Source organism: Microbacterium sp. zg-Y625 (assembly GCF_030246925.1).
Classification (GTDB): Bacteria; Actinomycetota; Actinomycetes; order Actinomycetales; family Microbacteriaceae; genus Microbacterium; species Microbacterium jiangjiandongii.
Map to the genome: position 1 here is coordinate 2,593,986 of NZ_CP126740.1, position 21,752 is coordinate 2,615,737.

21 protein-coding genes are annotated in these 21,752 nt (G+C 71.0%); 7 read left to right on the plus strand and 14 right to left on the minus strand.

Features of this window, described 5'->3' with window-relative positions:
• Nucleotides 1-2: 2 nt before the first annotated feature.
• From QNO14_RS12110 to QNO14_RS12120, 3 genes are all read right to left on the minus strand, one after another.
• Nucleotides 3-3,488, minus strand: a complete 3,486-nt coding sequence (locus QNO14_RS12110; RefSeq protein WP_257505509.1) for an FUSC family protein — start codon at nucleotides 3,486-3,488, stop codon at nucleotides 3-5.
• A 143-nt stretch (nucleotides 3,489-3,631) separates the two neighbouring features.
• Entirely contained in the window at nucleotides 3,632-4,009 is a 378-nt protein-coding gene (locus tag QNO14_RS12115; RefSeq protein ID WP_257493796.1) for a fluoride efflux transporter FluC, read from the minus strand.
• Nucleotides 4,006-4,485: a fluoride efflux transporter FluC gene (locus QNO14_RS12120; protein WP_257505510.1), complete on the minus strand. Its 480-nt coding sequence runs from the start codon at nucleotides 4,483-4,485 to the stop codon at nucleotides 4,006-4,008. Before QNO14_RS12120 ends, QNO14_RS12115 begins: the two co-directional genes overlap by 4 nt.
• Before the next feature lie 183 nt (nucleotides 4,486-4,668).
• Between QNO14_RS12120 and QNO14_RS12125 the strand changes: the two genes are divergently transcribed.
• Nucleotides 4,669-6,105: an MFS transporter gene (locus QNO14_RS12125; protein WP_257505511.1), complete on the plus strand. Its 1,437-nt coding sequence runs from the start codon at nucleotides 4,669-4,671 to the stop codon at nucleotides 6,103-6,105.
• Between the two features lie 73 nt (nucleotides 6,106-6,178).
• Nucleotides 6,179-6,979 (plus strand): tyrosine-protein phosphatase, encoded by an 801-nt coding sequence (locus QNO14_RS12130; RefSeq protein WP_257505512.1) that lies wholly within the window; start codon nucleotides 6,179-6,181, stop codon nucleotides 6,977-6,979.
• Nucleotides 6,980-6,985: 6 nt separating this feature from the next.
• Here QNO14_RS12130 and QNO14_RS12135 read toward each other — a convergent pair whose 3' ends face one another.
• From QNO14_RS12135 to QNO14_RS12160, 6 genes are all read right to left on the minus strand, one after another.
• Nucleotides 6,986-7,285, minus strand: coding sequence for a Dabb family protein (locus QNO14_RS12135; RefSeq protein WP_257493800.1), 300 nt, complete (start codon nucleotides 7,283-7,285; stop codon nucleotides 6,986-6,988).
• On the minus strand, nucleotides 7,282-7,539 hold the full coding sequence (locus QNO14_RS12140; protein WP_257493801.1) for a glutaredoxin family protein: 258 nt from the start codon (nucleotides 7,537-7,539) through the stop codon (nucleotides 7,282-7,284). Before QNO14_RS12140 ends, QNO14_RS12135 begins: the two co-directional genes overlap by 4 nt.
• A 1-nt stretch (nucleotide 7,540) precedes the next feature.
• Complete coding sequence (locus tag QNO14_RS12145; protein ID WP_257493803.1) at nucleotides 7,541-7,834, minus strand: rhodanese-like domain-containing protein; 294 nt, start codon at nucleotides 7,832-7,834, stop codon at nucleotides 7,541-7,543.
• Nucleotides 7,835-7,905: 71 nt separating this feature from the next.
• Nucleotides 7,906-8,004: a 30S ribosomal protein bS22 gene (locus QNO14_RS12150; RefSeq protein WP_003792170.1), complete on the minus strand. Its 99-nt coding sequence runs from the start codon at nucleotides 8,002-8,004 to the stop codon at nucleotides 7,906-7,908.
• Nucleotides 8,005-8,087: 83 nt separating this feature from the next.
• A complete protein-coding gene (locus QNO14_RS12155) occupies nucleotides 8,088-8,279 on the minus strand; it encodes a helix-turn-helix domain-containing protein (protein WP_257493804.1) in 192 nt (63 codons plus the stop codon).
• Between the two features lie 89 nt (nucleotides 8,280-8,368).
• The gene (locus QNO14_RS12160; RefSeq protein WP_257493805.1) at nucleotides 8,369-8,770 is read right to left on the minus strand and encodes an ArsR/SmtB family transcription factor; all 402 of its coding nucleotides are present in this window, start codon (nucleotides 8,768-8,770) and stop codon (nucleotides 8,369-8,371) included.
• A 67-nt stretch (nucleotides 8,771-8,837) separates the two neighbouring features.
• Here QNO14_RS12160 and QNO14_RS12165 point away from each other — a divergent pair, with 67 nt between their 5' ends.
• Both QNO14_RS12165 and QNO14_RS12170 read left to right on the plus strand, forming a co-directional pair.
• Complete coding sequence (locus tag QNO14_RS12165) at nucleotides 8,838-10,280, plus strand: TrkH family potassium uptake protein (protein ID WP_257493806.1); 1,443 nt, start codon at nucleotides 8,838-8,840, stop codon at nucleotides 10,278-10,280.
• Nucleotides 10,273-10,944, plus strand: coding sequence for a potassium channel family protein (locus QNO14_RS12170; protein ID WP_257493807.1), 672 nt, complete (start codon nucleotides 10,273-10,275; stop codon nucleotides 10,942-10,944). The genes QNO14_RS12165 and QNO14_RS12170 overlap by 8 nt, the downstream gene beginning before the upstream one ends.
• 18 nt (nucleotides 10,945-10,962) lie before the next feature.
• On the opposite strand, the gene proC is transcribed toward QNO14_RS12170, so the two are convergent.
• Entirely contained in the window at nucleotides 10,963-11,796 is an 834-nt protein-coding gene (proC, locus tag QNO14_RS12175; protein WP_257505513.1) for a pyrroline-5-carboxylate reductase, read from the minus strand.
• Nucleotides 11,797-11,942: 146 nt separating this feature from the next.
• On the opposite strand from proC, the gene QNO14_RS12180 reads away from it, so the two are divergent.
• Nucleotides 11,943-13,058 carry an alpha/beta fold hydrolase gene (locus QNO14_RS12180; RefSeq protein ID WP_257505514.1) on the plus strand — a complete coding sequence of 372 codons (1,116 nt, stop codon included), beginning with the start codon at nucleotides 11,943-11,945 and terminating at the stop codon, nucleotides 13,056-13,058.
• Between the two features lie 168 nt (nucleotides 13,059-13,226).
• Here the strand turns inward: QNO14_RS12180 and QNO14_RS12185 are convergent, their stop codons facing one another.
• A complete protein-coding gene (locus QNO14_RS12185) occupies nucleotides 13,227-13,664 on the minus strand; it encodes a nucleoside deaminase (protein WP_257505720.1) in 438 nt (145 codons plus the stop codon).
• Between the two features lie 137 nt (nucleotides 13,665-13,801).
• Here QNO14_RS12185 and upp point away from each other — a divergent pair, with 137 nt between their 5' ends.
• Nucleotides 13,802-14,434 carry a uracil phosphoribosyltransferase gene (gene upp, locus QNO14_RS12190; RefSeq protein ID WP_257493810.1) on the plus strand — a complete coding sequence of 211 codons (633 nt, stop codon included), beginning with the start codon at nucleotides 13,802-13,804 and terminating at the stop codon, nucleotides 14,432-14,434.
• Nucleotides 14,435-14,595: 161 nt separating this feature from the next.
• Here upp and QNO14_RS12195 read toward each other — a convergent pair whose 3' ends face one another.
• The 3 genes from QNO14_RS12195 to QNO14_RS12205 all read right to left on the minus strand — a co-directional run bounded on the left by QNO14_RS12195 (nucleotide 14,596) and on the right by QNO14_RS12205 (nucleotide 19,357).
• Nucleotides 14,596-18,144 carry a TM0106 family RecB-like putative nuclease gene (locus tag QNO14_RS12195; RefSeq protein ID WP_257505515.1) on the minus strand — a complete coding sequence of 1,183 codons (3,549 nt, stop codon included), beginning with the start codon at nucleotides 18,142-18,144 and terminating at the stop codon, nucleotides 14,596-14,598.
• A 68-nt stretch (nucleotides 18,145-18,212) separates the two neighbouring features.
• On the minus strand, nucleotides 18,213-18,515 hold the full coding sequence (locus QNO14_RS12200; protein ID WP_257505516.1) for a transcriptional regulator: 303 nt from the start codon (nucleotides 18,513-18,515) through the stop codon (nucleotides 18,213-18,215).
• A complete protein-coding gene (locus QNO14_RS12205; RefSeq protein WP_257505517.1) occupies nucleotides 18,515-19,357 on the minus strand; it encodes a hypothetical protein in 843 nt (280 codons plus the stop codon). Before QNO14_RS12205 ends, QNO14_RS12200 begins: the two co-directional genes overlap by 1 nt.
• Before the next feature lie 77 nt (nucleotides 19,358-19,434).
• On the opposite strand from QNO14_RS12205, the gene QNO14_RS12210 reads away from it, so the two are divergent.
• Complete coding sequence (locus tag QNO14_RS12210; RefSeq protein ID WP_257505518.1) at nucleotides 19,435-21,513, plus strand: NAD(+) synthase; 2,079 nt, start codon at nucleotides 19,435-19,437, stop codon at nucleotides 21,511-21,513.
• Nucleotides 21,514-21,752: the final 239 nt, after the last annotated feature.

Genomic DNA, 21,752 nt, shown 5'->3' on the forward strand with positions numbered 1-21,752 from the left:
GGTCAACGGGTGGTCCGCGCCCGCCGGCGGCGCCTGGCCGGACGCACCGGCGCCGCAGCCGACGCGTCGGCGCCGTCGGGCGGATCCACCGTGCCGGGGCGGATCGCCTCGATCAGGGCGAGCAGCGACTGGTTGAGGCGGGTCAGCTGGATGATCGCGTCGGCCGCCGGCCCCTCTCCTGTTCCCGGGTCGAGCTCGAACTCGCTGATCAGGTGCGACCGGCCGGGAAGCCGGCCGCGCAGCACGTCTTCGACGGCCACGAAGTTCTCATCGGTGAGCTGCGCCGCCCGAGACCAGTCGGCCCAGTGGCCGGAGCCGACGTCCTGATGAAGGCGTCGCAGGGTGCGGCCGAGCCGACGTTCGTAGTCGAGCACGGACCACAGTGCGGTCAGCTGTGCTTCGATGCCGTCGGAGCGCAACGAGCCGGGATCGCCCCGCAACGGCGCCGCACGGGTCTCCAGTGCGCGCAGCAAACCGGCCAGCTCCCGTTCCCGCTCCGCGGTCTCCCGTCGAGGCGGGCTCGCTTCGCCCGGTCGGTGGGCGAACAGATCGGCCAGCAGCACGCGCGCCTTGTCGACCATCGCGACCATTCCCGCCGCCACCTGAGACCGGGTGCGGGTGGGCAGCAGGAGCGCGGAGACCACGATGGCTACCGCGCCGCCCACGAAGGTCTCCAACATCCTCGCCTGCACCGTCTCGACGCTGAGCGTGCCCATGACGTCGTACATCGTCGCCAGCGCCAGGGTGATCCAGAAGACCATGGCGGCGGACGAAATGGCCCGGGTGAAGGCGACGAAGAACACGCTCACCGCCAGCAGCGGATACGCCCAGACGGGGTCATGGCCTGCCACGATCGCCAGCCCGAAGGCGATGCCCGACGCGGCGACGGTCGCGACGATGCGCTGGATGCTCTTCACCCGGGTCTCACCGTCCGAGCCGCTGATCGTCTGGAAAGCCGGCATCGCCGCCCAGTACTGGTGCGTCGAGGACACCAGAGAGCCGAGGAACAGCGCGACCCCCGTCGCGACAGCCGCCTGCGCGGCCTGGCGATCGGTCGGCAGCAGCGCGCCCTCGCGCGCGGGGGCCGCGGGGTCGGGGGTGGATCCGCGCGACAGCGCACGGCCCTGCTCGGGCTCGACGGACGTCGAGGATGCCTCGGGAGCGCGCGGTTCCGCTGTGTCGGTCTGGGACTCGAGGGCCTTGTCGTCGGCCACCTGCACGCGTCGCAGAAACTCGGCCGCGTAGCGCAGCTGCGTGATCGCGAACAGCACCCGCCGCACATCGCCGGTGAGTCCTGGGGGCAACGCCACGTCTTCGTGCGAGCGCGGGGGCGGAGCCGCCGAGCCGCGGAAAGCGGAGATCTCCGCACTGGTGGCGACGAGATCACCGGCCAGACGTGCGCGCTCGTCGAGCGTGATCGCGATGCTGGGGACGACCGGCAGCAGCGTGAGCAGGTTCTCGGCGGCGAGCTGCACATCGAAGATGCGCATGCGCAGAGCCATCACGCGGGCGGGGTTCATGTCGCCGTCGCGGAGACGGTCGAGGGGCCCGTTGATGTCGTCGACGGTGTGCTCGAGAGCCGTGCGCCCCGAGCGCAGGTCGGCGACCAGGCGCCGGTCCTGCCGCCCCGTGGACACCAGGTCGACCAAGGTGTCGAGCAGATCCTGGATCCGCTCGTAGACCGCGGCGATCCCACCGTGCACCTGCCTCACCGGGGATGCACCCGGAATCGCCTGCACCAGCCAGCTCGCCGCGAGTCCGATGATCGCCGATACGAGGGAGAACACGACGTCCTGCGACGACAGGTGCACGAGCAGGCTGAAGTAGAAGATCTGGAAGAACAGCCGCCCCATCGCTCCCACGCGCGGTCCGAAGCGGCGCATCCAGACGGCCAGTCCCGCAGCCAGCGCCATCGACACGACGATGACGGGCTGATCCCGGGACAGCGTGGCGCCGAGCACGACGGCGAGCGAGACCGGGATGACCGACACCAGGGCGCGGACCGTGCGCGCGGCCGGTGCCGCCTGTGCGGCCGCCGCCGGGGTGGTGAACAGCGCCACCATCGCGGCGAAGACCGCACCGCTGCGGTCGCCGGGCCCGAACACCTGCGAGACGGGGATGACCACCGCCAGCGCCAGCGCCACGGCCGCCAGCGTGCGCAGGGCATCGACCAGACGCGCCCAGCCGGGGTCGACGAACAGGTGGCGGCGGCGCAGCCAGCGCGACAGCCGTGACGGCCTGCGACCCGGGTCGCCTTCCAGGGGCGAAGCCAGAATCGGCACCCGTGCTCCGATGTCGGGGCCGGCGAGCAGCTCCTCCGGCACGGCCGCGTCCAGGGGAATGCCGTCGGGCGTCGCCGCCGTTCCACGGTAGACGGGCTGGTAGTCGAGATCGCGCGACACCAGCGCCAGCAGCCACTGCGCCTGCACTTCGAACGGCAGCCACTGGACGTAGCGCGCATAAGCGTCCGCCGTGTCGGCCGCTGCGCCACCCGTGAGAGCGGTGATGCGCTGCTGCACCGTCCAGAATCTCACCACCCACCGGTCCAGTCCCGCGCTGGGTCCCCGCCCCTCGAGCGTGGCGATCGCTGCGGCGAACTGCTCAGGCGTCACCGGCGGCGGGTTCTGCGGTGCGGTGCGGTGGAGCATGCGCAGGAGCGCCATCCGCAGGTCGAGGAACTGCTCGCTCAACCGCGCGAGCGCCGGCTCCTTGGCCGGGTCGCTCCCCGTTGGGAGGCCCCACCTCAGCGCCCCGATGACCCCGGAGGTCATGTACAGCGAGAACGGCAGCGAGAACTGGTCGCGGCCGCTCTGGAAGTAGTACGCCACCGGGTTCTGCGACAGCCCGTCCGAGTACGCCCCGAGGGAGTCGGCGATGGCGCCCAGCTGGCCGTCCAGCCCGCGCGCCTGGCCATCCGGGAAGAAGGGCGCGAGGGTGTCGACGGGGGCGACGACGCCATGACCGGCGTGGAAGAAGTTCGACGACAGCGCCCGAAGCGATTGGACGACGCCGTAGACATTGCTGAGGAAGGCGATGATGAACGACAGCAGCAGCACGTTGATCATCGCCTCGCTCACCGTCAGCAGGTCGAGCACGGGTCCGCCCGGCGAGATGTTGTCGACGCCGACGGTCGAGAACTGGCCGACGCTCAGGTACAGCGCTCCCCAATAGTCCTGCGGAACGCCGGCGGAGATCTGCAGGGCTCCGGTCAGCATCGCCCCGTAGTAGATGAAGGAGAACCCGAGGATGATGCCGCTGACCCACCACAGGATCGACGCGACGATGAGCAGGCCGGTGACCTGGCGCAGCGCCATCGGACGCCACCGCCGGCGGATCCGCCGCGTCACCGCGCGGATGAGAAGCCACTCCCACCGCACGATGCGGTGGACGAACAGCCCCGCCTCGTCGTAGTTCAAGACGGTGAGGAAGACGTCCAGCAGCGTCGCCGCCAGCACCCCGATGCCCAGGACGATCCAGAAGACCTCCATCACGAGGCTCCTCCCGCGAGTCGATGACCGACCGCAGCGGCGGCCGCCACGAACCGCTCGCGCTCCGCGCCCGCCCCTCCCGTCATCGGCGGGGTGGGCGATGCCGGCGCGGCGCCCACCGGCGCGTCACCGCCCCCGGCGTGTCACAGGGCTCGGCCGATCGCCAGTCCGACGACGGCCAGCAGCACCGTGAGGACCAGCATGCCGAGCGAGTTGGCGAAGAAACGGCCGTAGGTGCGCTTCTGCAGCATGTGCACGGTGTCGACCATCGCGGTGCTGAACGTGGTGAACCCGCCCATCACGCCGCCGCCGAGGATCGTGAGCCACGCGGCATCCAGCACCGAGGAATCCGACAGTCCGGTGAGAAATCCCAGCAGGAGGGAGCCGACGGAGTTGATGACGAACGTGCCCCACGGGTAGCCCGAGGTCACACGGCGCATGATGAGGCCGTCGGTGACGAAGCGGATCGCAGCTCCCAGGCCGCCGCCGACGACAGCCAGGAGGAAGACGCCGAAGGTCATGACGCACCGCCCTTCTTCGCCGGGGCGGGTCGTGCCGGAAAGAGCACGCCTGCCAGCCAGACGCCGATGAAGGCGGTGAGGATGCCGCCGATGAGCGTGCCGAGGGCGTATGCGACCCCGATGAAACCGTCGGTCTCCACCAGCAGCGCGCTGTTGGTGGCGAGCGAGCTGTAGGTCGTGAACCCGCCCATGATGCCGGTGCCCGCGAAGAGCCGGAAGTCGCGGCGGCCGGGCGTCTCCGGAGTGCGTGAGGCGAGCGCGGTGAGAAGGAATCCCAAGAGGAACGGGCCGAGCAGGTTGGCCGTGAGCACGGCCCATTCGTCCCCCCGCTGCTCGGGGATCGCCACGGTGAGGCCGAGTCGCGCGGCCACACCGATCATGCCTCCGAGGAAGACGAAGAGGATCAGCTTGGGCTGCGCGAAGGCCGGTGCGGGGTGGTGCGGTCTGCTGTCTTTTGCATGCTCGATGGCCGTCATGCGGTGAGCATAGGGCGGGCCCGGCGGCCCCACTAGGGGGACGACGGCGGTCCCAGGGCGCCCGCGCGGGGTAAGATGGACGTTCGCTCGCGCCCGCTGCGCGAGGTGGTCGGCCCCTCTGCGGGACCGGTCCGAGGCTCGAAACCTCCGGCATCTCTCACCCAGACCTCCGGAGGTTTTTCCATGTCTACATCGATGTCCGGGCACACCCGCTGGTGGGCCCTTGCGGTGCTGTCGATGACCCAGCTCGTGGTCGTTCTCGACGGCACCATCGTGAACATCGCGCTCCCCCAGGCGCAGGCGGCACTGGACCTCACCGACAGCGCCCGCCAGTGGGTCGTCACCGCCTACGCCCTCGCCTTCGGGGCGCTGCTGCTGCTCGGTGGCCGCGTCGCCGACTACTGGGGCCGTAAGCGCACCTACATGGTGGGCATGGTCGGCTTCGGCATCGCGTCGCTCTGGGGCGGGCTCGCTCAGACGGGCACCGAGCTGATCCTTGCGCGCGGGCTGCAGGGCGTCTTCGCCGCCCTCCTCGCCCCCGCCGCCCTGGCGCTGCTGACTGTCACGTTCCCGTCGGGCCGCGAACGCAACACCGCCTTCGCCGTGTTCGGCACCGTGGCCGGTGCGGGCGCCGCGGTGGGGCTGGCTCTGGGCGGTGTGCTGACGGAGTTCTTCAGCTGGCGGTGGTGCCTGCTGGTGAACCTGGTGTTCGTCGTGATCGGCATCGTCGGCGCGCTGCTGTTCCTGCGCGAGTCCAAGGCCGAAGGCGACAACCGCTACGACGTGTGGGGCGCGGTCACGGTGACCCTGGGCCTCGGGGCGCTCGTCTACGGCTTCAGCCTCGCGGAGTTCGGGTGGGGCAATGTGTCGACCATCGCGTTCCTCGCCGCCGGTGTGGTGCTTCTGGCGCTGTTCGTGTGGATCGAGACGCGCGTGCGCAACCCGCTGCTGCCCCTGCACGTCGTCACCGACCGCGTGCGCGCCGGAGCGTTCCTCATCCAGGCGGTCGCCGGCAGCGTCATGATCGGTGCGACGCTGTACCTGACCTTCCACCTGCAGATCGTGCTGGGCATGTCGGCTCTGGCGGCGGGGCTGGCGAGCCTCCCGCTGCCGCTGGCAACGATGCTGACGGCGCCGATCGTCACCACGTTGCTGGGCCGCATCGGACCGCGCCCGCTCATGATCACGGGCCCCCTCGTGGTGGCGGCGAGCCTGCTGCTGCTCTCGCGCATCACCGGCGGCGCCTATGCCGCGGAGGTGCTGCCCGCGCTGATCGTGATGGGCTTCGGCATGGCGTTCATCTTCGTGCCGCTGCAGAACCTCGCCCTCGCCGGAGTCCCGGCCCACGACGCCGGCATCGCCTCGGCGACCGCGAACTCGGCGATGCAGATCGGCGGCTCGATCGGACTGTCGGTCTTCACCGCGGTGTACGCCGCCGTGGTGGGCCCGCACGGCTCCGGCATCCCAGCCACCAGCGCCCTCGTCGACGGCTACAGCGCGACGTTCGTCGCCGCCGCCGTCGGGATGGCCGTCGCCGCCGTCATCGCGATCGTCTTCGTGCGCAACCGCCGCCCGGAGTCGGTGGCGGTCGACGGCCCGGCTGCCGCCGCGCGCCACTGACGCCACGTCCGGGGCCGGTCCCTCGCGGGGACGGCCCCGACGCCGCGCCCGACGTCGCCAGTAGGATCGCCGCATGATCCAGACCCTCGAGGGCACAATGAACTTCCGCGACGTCGGCGGCATGCCCCTGACCACCGGCGGCACCACCGCTGCGGACGTGCTGTTCCGCTCGGACGCGCTCAGCGCGCTCACCGCCGACGGGCTCGAGCAGCTGGCCGAGAGCGACATCGAGGTGATCGTCGACTTCCGCACGCAGTTCGAGCAGCAGATGGCTCCGAACCGGCTGCCCGCCAGCCGTTCGTTCCGCACCGTGCAGCTGCCGCTGCTGGAGGGCGCCATCACCGGGCTCGCGCAGCAGGCGATGCAGATGGGGCGGCAGTCCGGAGACCCGGATGCCGCGGCGCGGGCGATCGCCGACGCACTGGAACAGCTTCCCACCCTGGAGGAGGTGTACGTCGGCATGCTCGATCACGGTGCCACGGCCTTCGCGGAGGCCGCGCGCGCGGTGGCTGCGCCGACGGACCGCGCGCAGGGGGTGCTGATCCACTGCACGGCGGGCAAGGACCGTACGGGCGTCGCCATCGCGCTCATCCTCGACGCCGTCGGGGTGCAGCGAGACGCGATCGTCGCCGACTACACCCTCTCGGAGCGCAACCTCGCCGGCGTGTGGGCGGACCGGATGTTCGCGACGGTGACGGGCATGGGCGTCCCGTTGACGCCCGCCTTGACGTCGCTGATCGCCGGGTCGCCGGCATCCGCCATCGAGACAGCGCTGGCGTGGGTCGACGAGCGCGGCGGGTCCGCCGCATACCTGCGCTCGGGCGGGTTCGCCGACGACGAGCTCGCCGGTCTCACCGCGCGGCTGCGCGGCTGATCGCGCTCAGACTTCGAAGTCCACCGCGACCCGGTCGGAGCGGATGCCGCCGATGAAAGCCGCGACCTCCTCGTGCGCGGGGTGCACCTGATAGGCGTCGAGCCCGGCGGCGTCGTCGAAATCCGCCACCAGCACGAGGTCCCAGTTGCCGGGAAGATCCAGCGCGTTGGCCCCCGCGCTCATCGACCGCAGCGACGGCACGACACCCACGAGCGCCTCCAGACGCCGTGCTGCCTCGGCTGCCTGCTCGGTTCGCACGGCGGGATCGCTGTCAGCGAGCGCGAATGCCGCGACGTGACGGATCATGGGGAGACCTCCTCTGTCAGCGTGGCGCGCAACCGGTCGGGCGAGACGCGCCAGTGGGCATGCAGCCGGTCGTCAACCAGCACGACCGGGATCTTCTCCCACCACAGCTCATGCAGGGCGGGGTCGTCGAGGATCGAGCGCTCCTGCACATCGATGAGACCATCGGGAAACTCCGCCACGACGGTCTCGATGATCTCCCGCGCGACGTCACAGAGGTGGCATCCCGGCTTCGAGAGCAGCGTGAGGGTGGTCACGTCAGCGCTCGACGGGAAGGCCCGCCGCGATCCACTCGCCGGTGCCGCCCTCGACGTTGGTGGCGTCGTATCCGCGCTGGGTGAGCGCCGACACCACCTGGGCCGAGCGGCCCCCTGACTGGCAGATGACGTCGAAGGGTTCATCCGGCAGACGGTCGAGCAGGCCGCCGATCTGAGACATCGGCAGGTTCACCGCGCCGGGCACATGGCCCGCGGCGAACTCGTCCTCTTCGCGCACATCGATCAGCGGCGTCTCCTGACGGTCGCGCAGCTGCTGGACGGTGATCGACTTCATGACGGTCCTTTCGAACACGAAGCGCCCCCTGCGACGCGATGCGGTCGGGGGCGCTTGTGTGGGATGCCGCTTTACTTCTTGTTGCGGCGCTGGTGGCGAGTCTTGCGAAGCAACTTGCGGTGCTTCTTCTTCGCCATGCGCTTGCGGCGCTTCTTGATGACTGAACCCACGGAAAACCTCGCTATGTCAGGGGTCTGGGTGCGGTGGTACCGAACCCGGGATCGGGCAAATCGTGAAAATGCCTCGGACCAGTCTAGCCGACGTCGGCGATGGGCCGTTGCAGTGCGTCGATCACGGCACTTTCCGGCACGCGGTAGCTGCGCCCGAACCGCACCGCGGGCAGTTCACCGGCGTGAACGAGGCGGTAGACCGTCATCTTCGACACGCGCATCAGCTCGGCCACCTCGGCGACCGTCAGGAATCGCACGTCGGGCAGTTCGACCATCGTTTTCCCCTCACGCTGGACCACACACTCTAGGGGGCGCATGGGACGCGTGTAAACGGATGCGGCTGCTGTTGTCACCGCGGTGCGTGTCAGCGGCCGGGGATCTTGCTGAACACGCTGGCGAAGGCGTGCTTGGCAGAGGCCGCGGCCCGTCCGACAGCGTCGGCAGCCTGCGCGGCGGACTCGGTGAGGGTGTGCGCCTCCTCCGACTCCTCTTCCAGCAGGAAGGGCATGAGCCAGTCGTCGACCGCGTCCAGCGGAGCGGTTGACAGGCTGTAGTAGCGGTGCTGCCCCTCTTCGCGCACCGAGACGAGCCCCGCCTCGCGCAGAACCTTGAGGTGCTTCGACACCGTCGGCTGGCTGACTCCGAGGTCCTGCACGATGCGCGAGACGCTCGTGCCGCCCCGCTCGCCGTTCGTCGACCGCGAGAGCAGCAGCTGCAGGATGTCGCGACGGGTACCGTCGGCGATCACGTCGAAGATATCCGCCATGCAGATAGGTTAGCCGGGCCCCCCGGGGAGTACCATGACACGGATCCGAGAGCGAGGAGGGCGCCGCATGACGCGGCACGAGGTCGGCGGCCGTTCGCGGCTCGACATCCTCGCGGGCCTCCGGTGGCTGCGCGATGAGCTTCGCGACCTCACCACCGCCTCGCCGGCACGCTTCGCGGTGCTGATCTTCGCGGTGCTCATCCTCGTCTTCACTGCGCTGTTCTCGCTGCCCGCTGCGGCGGCCGACGGCAAGCGCACCGCCCTCGCCGATGCGGTGTTCACCGCGGTGTCCACGATCTGCGTGACCGGCCTGTCGACGGTGGACATGGCGACGCACTGGTCCCCCCTCGGCCACGTGATCACCTACATCGGGGTGAACGTCGGCGCCCTCGGCGTGCTGACGCTGGCATCCATCCTGGGGCTCGTGATCTCGAAGCGGCTAGGGCTTCGCGCCAAGCTCATCGCCGCCGGCGACACGAACCCGCTGCGCGCGCACGGCGGTCCGGTCAACGAAGGTCAGACGGTGCGGCTGGGCGAGGTGGGTCAGCTGCTGCGCACCGTGGCCCTGTCCACCCTGATCATCGAAGTCGTCCTCAGCATCCTCCTCTACCCGGCACTGATCACGGCGGGCATCGACCCGCTCACCGCCCTGTGGGAGGCGCCCTATTACGCGGCGATGTCCTTCACCAACACCGGTTTCGTCCCCAACCCCGAGGGCCTGACACCGTTCGCCGACGACTACTTCCTGCTCACCGTGCTCATGGCCGGCGTCTTCCTCGGGTCCATCGGCTTCCCGGTGATCTTCACCCTGTGGCGGCACACCTGGCACGTGCGCCGGTGGTCGCTGCACAGCAAGCTCACGCTCATCACCACCGTCGCGCTCTTCTTCGCCGGTGCGGTCGTGTTCGTGACGCTGGAGTACCTCAACCCGAAGACGTTCGGGGCGATGGATGCCTGGGACACCGCCTTCCAGTCGCTCTTCCTCTCGGCCATGACCCGCTCCGGCGGATTCTCGCTGATCGACATCGGGGAGCTGAACGGCTCGTCGCTCGTCGCCGGATCGATGCTGATGTTCGTCGGCGGCGGGTCGGCCTCGACCGCGGGAGGGATCAAGGTCACCACGCTGGCGGTGCTCGCCCTGGCCGTCTGGTCCGAGGCGAAGGGGCGACAGCAGGTCGAGGCGTTCGGACGCCGCATCCCCAGCGACGTGCAGCGGGTGGCGCTGTCGGTCGTGGCGTGGGGCGCGACGATCGTGGCGCTGTCGACCATCACCATCGCGCAGATCACGAAGGCACCCGTCGAGATGGTGCTCTTCGACGTCATCTCGGGGTTCGCCACCGTGGGTCTGTCGACCGGGCTCACCGCGGAGCTTCCCGACTCCGCGTCCTACGTTCTGGCGGCCACGATGTTCATGGGCCGCATTGGTACAGTGACTCTCGCCGCGGCGGTCGCCGCGACGGCGCGTTCGCAGCTGTACTCGATGCCGGTGGAAAGGCCGATCGTTGGTTGAGCAGATCCGGGGCGACGCCCCCGTCCTCGTCATCGGCCTCGGCCGGTTCGGTGCCGCATGCGCCGGAGAGCTCGATCGCCTCGACCGCGAGGTCCTCGCGATCGACGCGAACCTCGAGCTCGTGCAGAAGTGGTCCGAGCGGGTCACCCACACCGTGCAGGCCGATGCCCGCAACATCGACGCGCTCAAGCAGGTCGGCGCGCAGGACTTCCAGGTCGCCATCGTGGCGACGGGCTCCTCCATCGAGGCATCCGTGCTGATCACCGCGAACCTCGTCGATCTCAAGGTCCCGCAGATCTGGGCGAAGGCGGTGTCGCAGTCCCACGGCAAGATCCTCGCCCGCGTCGGCGCGAACCACGTGGTCTACCCCGAGCGCGAGGCCGGCGAGCGCACCGCGCACCTCGTCAGCGGCCGCATGCTCGACTTCATCCGCTTCGACGACGACTTCGCGCTGGCCAAGATGTACCCGCCGAAGTTCATCCGCGGCGTGGGTCTGAACGAATCGGGCGTGCGCACGAAGTACCGCGTGACCGTGGTCGGCGTGAAGAGCCCCGGAAAGCCGTTCCGCTACGCCGAGGCCAACACGGTCGTCACCAACCACGACCTCATCATCGTGTCGGGGACGAACTCCGACATCGAGCGCTTCGCCGCCCTCGCCCGCTGAGCGGGCCGTCGTCGGCGATCACGACCCGGCGGCGAGCTCTCGGGCCCGGACGAGCGCGGCATCGGTCGCCTCCGCGAAGAGCTCCGCAAGCCCGGCGCCCTGCAGCACGGTGACGGCGCGCTCGGTCGTGCCCTTCGGGCTGGTGACCTGGCGCCGCAACTCCGCCGGGTCCTCGCCCGACGCCTCGAGCAGCGCGGTGGCGCCGACGAACGTCTGCTCGACCATAAGGCGCGCGGAGGCCTCGTCGAACCCCTTGCCCCGCGCCGCGCGGGTGAGCTCTTCGATGAGCAGGAAGACGTACGCGGGCCCCGAGCCCGAGATCGTCGAGAGCGCGTCGATCTGATCCTCGGGCACCTCGATGACGACGCCGACGGTTTCGAAGAGCCGGCGCACCACCGCGACCTCGGCGGGGCCGGCGCTCGTGCCCGCAGCCAGCCCGGTGACGGCCTTGCCGACGAGAGCAGGCGTGTTGGGCATGGAGCGCAGCACCGGCATCCCCTCCCCCAGGATCGACGCGAAGGTCGCGAGGGTCACCCCGGCGGCGAGGCTCACCACGAGGGTGCCAGGACGCAGGTGGGGGGCGATCTCGCGCAGCAGGTCGGGGACCATGGCGGGCTTCACACCGACGAGCACGATGTCGGCGGATGCCGCAGCGTCCACGTTGCCATGCGGGGCGTGCTCGAGCGCGACGCTCGTGACACCGGGAAGGCCCTCGAGGGCCGTCGCCTTGGCCGCCGTGCGGTTGGTCGCCGTGACGTGGGGGGCAAGGCCCGAACGCACGAGGCCGTGCAGCACGGCACCTCCCATCGAACCGGCACCGAGGATCGCGATCGGGGGCAGCGCAGTGGTCATGACGTCATCCTCCCAGACCCCGTGCCGGCCGCGCCGGACGGCGCGGTGGCCATCGGCTGACGACTGCGGCGCGGCTATAGTGACGAAGACGGGCGCGGCCCCGCCGGCCGCTTGCCACCGAGCAGACGAAGGACGCAGGACGCACCATGCAGACCCTCCTCGACGGCATCTCGGCGCGGCTCATCGAGACCGCGCGGCTTTCCGTCAACATCCTGGAACGCACCGGCGACAGCCCCGACACACCGGCCGACCGCACCGTCGTGTTCGTGCACGGCAACGTGGCATCCAGCCTGTTCTGGCAGGAGATCATGCAGGACCTCCCGCGCGAGCTGCGGGCCATCGCCGTCGACCTGCGCGGCTTCGGCGGCACCGACCACGCCCCGGTGGACGCGACGCGCGGCGTGAGGGACTTCAGCGACGACCTTCACGCGACGCTCGAGGCCCTGGGGCTGGGACCGACCCACCTGGTCGGCTGGTCGCTCGGCGCGGGAGTGGTCATGCAGTACGCCCTCGACCACTCCGCCCTCTCACTCACGCTGCAGGCGCCGATCTCGCCCTACGGCTTCGGCGGGACGCGCCGCGACGGAACCCGCCTGACCGATGACGACGCGGGGTGCGGCGCCGGCGCCGCCAACCCCGACTTCGTGCAGCGCCTGAACGACCGCGACAGCAGCGATGAGGCATCCACCTCGCCCCGCAGCGTTTTCCGCGCGTCCTACGTCGCTCCCGACTACCGGACCGACCACGAGGACCTGTGGGTCGCGTCCATGCTGACGACGTCCACCGCGTCGGGGAACTACCCGGGCGACAGCGTGCACACCGACAACTGGCCGGGGTTCGCCCCCGGCACGACGGGCGTGCTCAACGCCCTCGCCCCGCGATACTTCGACGTCTCCGGCATCGTCGACCTCGACCGCAAGCCGCCGATCCTGTGGGTGCACGGCACCGCCGATGCGATCGTGTCGGATGCCTCGTTCGCGGACTACAACAACCTCGGGCAGCTGGGCATCGTTCCGGGCTGGCCGGGAGCGGATGTCGCCCCGGCGCAGTCGATGGTGTCCCAGACCCGTGACGTGCTGGGCGCCTACGCCGCCGCGGGAGGCGACGTCGTCGAGGTCGCCCTCGAGGGCGTGGGGCACAGCCCTCACCTGGAGCGCCCGGCGGAGTTCCGTCAGGCGCTGCTCGCCGCGATCGGATACATCGGCCGGCGCGCCGACCCGGCCCCGCCCACGGAGGCGATCGTCATCGCCTCGTCGGACTGACTCCCCCAGGCAGATGAGCGCATCCGGCGAAGCGATCATCGCCGCGTTCCCTGCCGACATGGGCATCGCGGCGCCGAGTGAGTATTCGCGTCGTCGAGTGAGTATTCGCGGCGCCGAGTGAGTATTCGCGTCGCCGAGTGAGTGTTCAGCCCGACCTGGACACCGGGATCAGGGCTCGCGGCGGGCGCCGAAGAAGGCGCGCAGCAGCGCGGATGCCTCGTGCTCGCGCACGCCGGCGACCACCTCGGCCCGGTGGGGAAGTCGCCGGTCGCGGACGACGTCGTACATCGACCCGGCCGCTCCGGCCTTCTCGTCCCACGCACCGAACACCAGCCGATCCAGATGCGACTGGATGATCGCGCCCGCGCACATCAGGCACGGCTCCAGCGTCACCACGAGCGTGCAGCGCGACAGGTTCCAGGAGCCGAGCGACGCCGCGGCGGCCCGCAGGGCGACGACCTCGGCATGTGCGAGCGGGTCGTGTGTGGCCTCGCGCAGGTTGCGTCCCTCGCCGATGGTGTTGCCGGCGGCATCCGTCACCACAGCTCCGACCGGGATGTCACCGTGCTCTGCGGCCTCGGCGGCAAGAGCGAGGGCGCGATCCATGGCCGCCAGGTCGGTCGCGCGGGCAGGCAGGTTCACATGCCCCAGGCTATTGCCCGGCCGCACCCGACTGGGCTTCGAGCATTGGCGGCGCAGGATGTGGCATCCATGCGGCGCAACCCAGGAAGTAGGCTGGACCCATGCGTGTGCACGTGGCCAACCACCCCCTCATCACTCACAAGCTCACGGTGCTGCGCGATGAGCGCACACCGTCGCCGATGTTCCGGCAGCTGGTGGAGGAACTCGTCACCCTGCTGGCCTATGAGGCGACGCGCCAGGTGCGCGTGGATCCCGTCTCGATCCGCACCCCCGTCACCGAGACGACGGGCGTCAAGCTCAGCGAGCCGCGCCCGCTCGTCGTGCCGATCCTGCGCGCCGGGCTGGGAATGCTCGAGGGCATGGTCAAGCTCATGCCGACCGCCGAGGTGGGCTTCCTCGGCATGCTGCGCGACGAGGTGACCCTGCAGCCGGCGACGTACGCGGAGCGTCTCCCCGACGACCTCAGCGACCGGCAGTGCTTCGTGCTGGACCCGATGCTCGCCACCGGCGGCTCGCTGGGCGCGGCGATCGACTTCCTCTTCGCCCGCGGCGCGCAGGATGTGACCGCCATCTGCATCCTCGGCGCCCCCGAGGGTGTCGCCGCCATCGAGCGGCAGGTCGGCGAGCGCGACGTGACGCTGGTGCTGGGTGCTCTCGATGAGCGGCTCGACGAGAAGGGGTACATCGTGCCGGGACTCGGGGACGCCGGCGACCGCCTCTACGGCACCGTCTGACCCGCCGCGCGCGGGCTCCGGGCGCGGCCTACGCCAGCGCGGCCACGCGCGGCGCGGCCCGGGGCGCGGCGCGGGGAATCGGCCGGACAGCGACGCCGCGAGCCGGGCGCGATAGTGCGCGCGGCCGCGGCAGCGCGCACTGCGCGGCCGCGGCGGGCGGGTCAGGCGCCGACGAGCCGAGCGAACGCGCTCAACCGCGCCACGCCCTCGGGGGTGCGGGGCAGGTCATCGAGCACACCCGGCGCATAGACGACGTAGGCTGCGTACTTCGCGCGCGAGATCGCGACGTTCAGCCGGTTCTGCAACAGCAGGAACTCGAGCCCGCGGGGCGCGTCCCGCCCACTGGATGCCGCAAGCGAGACGATCGCGATCGCCGCCTCCTGTCCCTGGAACCGGTCCACGGTGCCCACGGGCACGTCGGCGAAGCCGGCCGCGGCGAGCGCCTCCTCCACCAGCACCTGCTGGGCGTTGTACGGCGTCACCACGATGATGTCGCGGGCGGTGAGCGCGCGCGGCGGCGCGCCGGCGCCGTCGGTCCACGCCCGCCCGACCACGTCGCGGACGATCCTCACGACCTCGGCCGCCTCCTCGGGTGACTGCGTGGCGTTGCCGTGGTGGCGTATCGGCACGGGATGCACCCCGGGAGCGATCCCCGTGACCAGACGCTGCGCCGCGGACGGATGCGACGCGAGCTCGCCGGCATACGCCAGCTGCGACACCGGCTCCGCCACTGCGGGGTGCATGCGCCACGTCTGCGCGAGGAAGTACCCGTGCGTCTCGTCGATCACCTCGGCGCCGTCCATCACCCAGCCGAGCGCGGAGGTGTCCACCGGCTCCGGATGGGTCCCCTGGCTCACCTGGGGCAGCTGCTGCGGGTCACCCAGCAGCAGCATGCGTGTGGCGCAGACGGAGACGGCGATCGTGGATGCCAGCGAGAACTGCCCCGCCTCGTCGATGACCAGCAGGTCGAGGCTGTGCCGCGGGACGCGGGTCGGGTGGCAGAAGTCCCATGCCGTCCCGCCGATGACATAGCCCGCCGGCTGGTCGCCGGTGAAAGCGGCGACGCCGTTCTTCGCGATGACCGTGAAGGATTCCTCACCGGTGGGCGCGTCCTTCAGCGCCTTCGCGACCTGCGCCCGCGGCACGCCTGCCGCCACCACCCTGTCGAGCATGTTCTCGACGACCGCGTGGGATTGGGCGACGACGCCGACCCGGAAGCCGCGCTCGGCGACCAGACGGGCGATGACGTGGGAGCCGACGTAGGTCTTCCCCGTTCCGGGAGGGCCCTGCACGGCGAGGTAGCTGTGGTCGAGATCGGCGATCGTCGCGGTGATGTCAGAGACGATGTCGCCCGTCCCCCGCGCGAGAGCACCCGAGCGGGTGCGCGGCGGGAGCCGGCGAAGCAGATCCGTGGCGGCGTCCGGCGGCAGTGCGGGGGCGGCGGCGAGGACGGCATCCGCCCACTCGTCGATGGCGCCCTGCTGGCTGCCGGCAGCGGGCGGCCCCTCGGGGGTGAGGGCGACGGGCAGTTCGGACCAGGTGAAGCCGTCGACCGGCGTCTCGCTCAGGATGACCCCGTCGTCGAGGACCTCGACGATTTCTGCCGAGCGCGCCGCGTGCAGGGCGCGCGGGCCCGCATCGACGGGGAAGGGGGCCGGCCGCTCGTACACGACGAAGGGCCGCCCACGCTCCTTGAGGCGGGTGCCGGGGGCGAGCTCTCCGCGCAGCTCGACGAGACGCCGGTCGACCCGGCCGCCCTCTGGCCGATGCCAGTCCTGCACGACCCGGGAGCGCTCGGCGTCGAAGACCACGACGTCGCGGCTGTCGGCCCACACCGAAACCGGCTCGCGCAGCCGCAGGAAGTGCGTGGCCCAGAACGTCTTGCGCTCGCGCGGGTAGTAGTCGATGGCCGCGGCGGCCAGCCGCAGCGCCTGCGCGTCGACCTCGGACTCCCCCTCGGCGAGCCGGCCGAGGGCTTCGGCGCGCGGGGAGGGCTCGTAGCCGCCGTCGACCGGGTCCGGGTCGACGGACGGGCGCATGCCGGCATCCTTCGCCCGCTCGACCAGCCAGTCGCGCAGGCGCCGGGTGGAGACGCAGTCGTAGCGGTTGTAGTCGGCGAGGTCGGCGAAGATGACCTCGGATGCCGCCCCGTCGCCGTCGGCGGCGTGGGCACGGGCCTGCACGTACTTCACGATGGAGTCGTCACCGCGCTGCACGTCGCTGGTGCGCACCTCGCCGCCCATGTACAGCGGCTCCAGCTTCTTGATGGAGTAGGAGCGCGAGCCCACGCGCAGCGCGCGCCGAACGATCGGGTAGAGGTCGACGAAGACGCCGTCGCGCAGCAGCCGGTCGACATCACCCTCCCGCACGCCGTAGCGCGCCGCCATCTGCAGCAGGTGCGTCGGCTCATAGGGGGCGTAGTGGTAGATGTGCATGCCGGGACGCTCCCGCCGGCGGAGCGCGATGAAATCGAGGAACCGCTCGAACGCGACGCGTTCCTCGGCGAAGCTGTGCGCCCACAGCGCGCTGTACTGCTCGCGCACGTCGACCCAGCCGAACAGGTAATCGATGCCCCAGGTCGTCGCCGGGCCCTCGGTGTACAGCGGGTCGCCTTCGAAATCGAAGAACAGGTCGCCGGCGTCGGGCAGCGGCAGGGCGCCGAGAGCCTGCGGGAACACCACCTCGTATGTGGGCACCGGCACGGTCACCTCGGCCGTATCGGCCGTGTCGGCCGCTTCGTCGCGCATCCCCTCCGCCACGGCGGCGGATTCCGCCGCCTCGACGACGGCGTCGGGCGCGGGAACGCCGGCCGGGCTGTCGAGCTGGAGTCGCGCCTGCGTGCGGAGCCCTGCGAAGGTGTCCCACGACATGCGCGGCGGAGCCTCGTGGGCGGCCGCGAGGTCGTCGATCGTCAGGATGCCGGCGGTGCGCAGCCGGTCCCGCTGCACCGGGCGCATGCCCGCGACGAGCAGCAGGTCCCGCTGGGCGACGACCTCGAGGTCGCAGGTGGCGCACCGGCCGCAGGCGATGACGCCGAGCTCGCCCCGCGGGTCTCCCCACCCGATCGGTGCGCCGGCTGCTCCGGATGCGACGTCACGATCGGCGATCAGCGCCAGCAGCCGCGCTCGGCGCAGGCGGAAGGTCGGCAGGAGGTCCCGCACCGCGTGCGTCGAAGTGGTCCCGTCGCCGAGGAGCAGCTCGACGTGATCGGCGCGCGCGACGCCGAGCGCGTCGAGCTGCACGACGTATGCGGCCAGCTGCATAAGCGCGGTGACCCTGGCGTGCCGGGCGAGCTTGGTGTCCTGCACGACCCAGCTGCCGGTGGCGTGGTCGCGCACCAGGAAGTCGGCGAAGCCGACGAAGTCGGACGTGGCGAAGGCGGCCTGGTAGATGACGGCGGCGTCCGAGCGCAGCGCCGCCTGCGTCTGTGCGACGGCTTCGGCGAGGGCTGCGGCATCCGTCGACCGCGCCTCGGGGATCTCCACGACACGGCCGGGGTGGGCCGCGCGGTACTCGTCGAGGACGCGATGCTCGTGGGCCATGCCCAGGCGCCCCGCACGTTCGAGCGTGGGGTCGTCGGGGTCTTCCACCGCCGGCACGCGGCCCAGCTTGGCGTCGATGGCGCGCAGCCAGGCGAACTCACACTCCGCGGCCGCTTTCAGGTCGCTCGCGCTCCAGACGATTCGGGCTTCGTCCTCGATGTATCGCATGTTTCCCTTCCGCCTTCGACCCTAGCCGCGGGGTCTGACAGCGGCCGCCGAGGGGTCGGGAACACCCGTCAGGAACCGGAGTAGCCCCGCCCGATCTCCGCCAGCGCCGCCAGGTGCCGCTCCAGCGCCTTCCGCCCGCGCAGCGTCGCGGTGATCCAGGTGCGAGGACGGCTGCCGAGGTGTCCCTTGCGCACCGTGACGTACCCGGAATGCTCCAGCGCGCCGATCGCCTTGCTCAGCTGCGAGTCCGAGGTCTCCAGCGCGTCCCGCAGCGCACCGAAGTCGAGCTCCTCGCGACCGAGGGCCGCCATGAGCGACAGTCGGAGCGGTGTCTGGAAGGCGGCATCCAGTCCGTGACGGGGGTGCGGCATCAGCGGACGGACCGTCCCGCGGCGCCGGGGCGCCAAGCGGCGACCGTCATGACGATGGCCGCCGCGACTCCCATCGGCAGAGACGCGGCGACGCCGAACCACACCGTGTGGACTGTCAGCAGCAACGTCACCGACTGAAGGGCGGCGACGACGGCGAAGGCGCCCCACTGCCACGCACCCCACTGGGCGCCGGTGGGCGCAAGGCCCCAGGGCAGGCCTTCAGCCCACGAGGCGACCAGCAGCAGCAGAAACGCGACCAGCGCCGCGATCCCAGAGACGACGGGCCACGGCGACGCGATGATCGTCGCTGCTGCGAGCAGCGCAATCGCCGTGGTCGTCACGCGCGCTCCCGCGGTCAGCGGCGCGCGGGGCTCCGCGGCGGTCGCGGACGCGGTGCGCCGCAGTACAGCGAGGGCCGGCGCCCCCTGCACGACCAGGACCAGCAGCGGAAGACCGATCCGCGCGTAGAGCGGAAGATCGATGAGCAGACCCAGCGCCATCGAGGGGAAGACGATCGTGATGGCAGCGGCCATGATCAGCCATTCGGTGCGGCCGGGGCGGAACCGGGCTCCGCGCCCCGCAACGGCGCCCTGCGCGAGGGCGGTGAACAGCAACAGGGGCATGAGAGCGAGCCCGGGAGAGAAGAACCCGTCGGACGGCGGCCACGCCAGAAGGAAAACCAGCAGGAAGGCCGCGAAGGCCACGGAGCTCCAGGCCGCGTACAGCGCCAGCGCACGGCGGCTCGGGTCGGCCTGCATCCGCCGCCGGGTATCGGCGACGCGCGCGAGCTGGTCCGCCGCCTGGTCAGGAGTCGGCGGGTGGAGGGCTCCTTCGGTTTCCATCTGGAAAGTATGTGCGCCTCGGAAAGCGGATGCAACCCCTCCCTCCGCCGCCCCGGTCCCCTGCCAGACTGGGAGCCATGAGCCTCCCCTTCGAGAGCATCTACCGCCACGGCTTCGCGCGCATCGCCGCGTGCACGGTCCCGCTGGCGGTCGCAGACCCGGCCACCAACGCCGAGGCGGTGCTCCAGTCATGGCGCGAGTGTCACGACGAGGCGGTGGCCGTCGCGATCTTCCCCGAGCTGTGCCTCACCGGGTACTCGATCGAGGACCTGGTGATGCAGGACGCCGTGCTGGATGCCGTCGAGCAGGCGATCGAGCGCCTGGTCGTGGCATCCGTCGACCTCTTCCCCGTGCTCGTCGTGGGGGCGCCGCTGCGCCACCGCAACCGCCTCTACAACTGCGCGGTCGTGATTCACCGCGGCGAACTGGTGGGCGTCGCGCCCAAGTCCTACCTGCCGACCTATCGGGAGTTCTACGAGCGGCGTTGGTACGCGCCGGGTGAGCCGTGGGCGGGAGATTCCATCCGGGTCGGCGGGCTCGAGACCGTGTTCGGCAACAACCTGCTGTTCGACGTGCGCGACGTGCCGGGCCTCGTGCTGCACGCCGAGGTCTGCGAGGACGTCTGGGTCCCCATCCCGCCGTCGTCGCGGGCGGCCCTGGCCGGCGCCACGGTGCTGGCGAACCTCTCGGGAAGCCCGATCACGATCGGGCGTGCGGATGACCGCAAGATCCTCTGCCAGTCGCAGTCGCTGCGCTGCCTGGCGGCCTACGCCTATGCCGCCGCGGGCATGGGCGAGTCCACCAACGACGTCTCGTGGGATGGGCAGACCATGATCTACGAGGCCGGCGCCCTGCTGGACGAGACCGAGCGCTTCCCCGAGGGGCCGCGCCGCACCGTCGTCGACGTCGACCTCGACCGTCTGCGGCAGGAGCGTCTGCGGCAGGGCACCTTCGATGACAATCGCGTCGCCGATGGTGGCGAGTTCCTCACCGTCGAGCTCTTCCTCGACCCGCCGGCGACCGACGTCGGGCTGCGCAGGGCGCTCGACCGCTTCCCCTTCGTGCCGGATGACCCGGCCCGCCTCGACCAGGACTGCTACGAGGCCTTCAACATCCAGGTCTCCGGCCTTGAGCAGCGTATGCGCGCGATCGGGGGCCCGCGGCCGGTGATCGGCGTGAGCGGCGGTCTCGACTCGACCCACGCGCTGCTCGTCGTCGCGCGGGCCATGGACCGCATGGGTCGCCCGCGCAGCGACATCCTCGCGTACACGATGCCCGGCTTCGCCACGAGCGAGCACACGAAGTCCAACGCGATCGCGCTGGCCGAGGCGATCGGCGCCAGCATCCAGACGATCGACATCCGCCCGGCGGCCAACGAGCTGCTGAAGGGCATCGGGCACCCCTACGCCTCGGGCGAGCCGGTCTACGACGTGACCTTCGAGAACGTGCAGGCAGGAGTGCGCACCGACTTCCTCTTCCGTATCGCGAACCGCGAGAACGGCATCGTGATCGGGACGTCCGACCTGTCGGAGCTGGCCTTGGGCTGGGCGACCTACGGAGTCGGCGACCACATGAGCCACTACGCGGTGAACGTCGGAGTGCCGAAGACCCTGATCCAGCACATCATCCGCTGGGTGATCGCCCACCGGCCCGGCAGTGGCGGGGCCGCCGACGATGCCGCGACCCGCCTGTCCGACGAAGCGGTGTCGGTGCTGCGCTCGGTGCTCGACACCGAGATCAGCCCGGAGCTCGTGCCCGCGGACGAAGACGGCAAGGTGCAGTCCACGCAGGACACCATCGGGCCCTACGCCCTGCACGACTTCACGCTGGCGTACGTGCTGCGCTACGGGTTCCGGCCGTCGAAGATCGCGTTCCTCGCCGAACACGCGTGGGCGGATCCGGATGCCGGCACATGGCCGGCCGGGTTCCCCGACGCCGAACGGTACGGCTACGACCGGGAGACGATCGTCCGGTGGCTGCGGGTGTTCCTGCAGCGGTACTTCGGGTTCGCGCAGTTCAAGCGATCGGCGATCCCGAACGGCCCCAAGGTCGCCGCGGCCGGGTCGCTGTCACCGCGCGGCGACTGGCGAGCACCCAGCGACGGCAACGCGCGCGCGTGGCTCGCCGAGCTGGACGCGGCGCTCTCGGACGCATAGGTCCCAGCGGTGCGCCGGCTGATCCGCTGGCGCGTCGCTGCCGCGCGGCATCCGCTCCCCTGTCGCGGCTTGCCGCTTCACGGGGCGGGAAACCGGCACCGCACTCCGTCCTGATCGCCGCCGCGCACTCACCTGTCGCGAATCGTCGCTTCACGGGGCGGGAAACCGTCATCCGCGACAGGCGAGCACTCGGGTCGGGATGGCGGGGCGGGGCGGACGCGCGTCCACAGGGCGGGACC